Annotated in this window: 1 protein-coding gene; it reads right to left on the reverse strand. The window is 61.0% G+C overall.

Going from position 1 to position 318, the window contains the following annotated elements; all coding sequences use genetic code 11:
• Window positions 1–318: hypothetical protein (locus Q4563_RS18250; protein ID WP_303605513.1), on the reverse strand; the 318-nt coding region annotated here is incomplete at both ends.

The following is a 318-nucleotide window of genomic DNA, read 5'->3' on the forward strand; positions in this document are numbered from 1 at the left end:
GATATCAGCCAGTGCCAGCGGGGTTTGGTCTGGCAGTGTGTAGCATTGGACTGTGTTCATGATGATGTGTGTCTCTGCTGCGGTGGCGTCTGGCGCGGGGCCCGGTGTGAGTACGCCGAGCCAGTATGGGGTTTCGGTGGCGCTGGCATACTCGCTGATTGTGTCCCACGGTGCACCGATTGGCCGTCGGTGCTCTGGCGGCTGGTGATGGCTCAGGGCTACTCCGCTGAATACCGGCATTGGCGCGCGTTTGGTGAGGTCGGCACCACCCCAGTTGATGACGGAGTTGGGTATGTGCAGGCTGTCGTCAAACTCGAT

It is taken from the genome of Gilvimarinus sp. 1_MG-2023 (assembly GCF_030548285.1).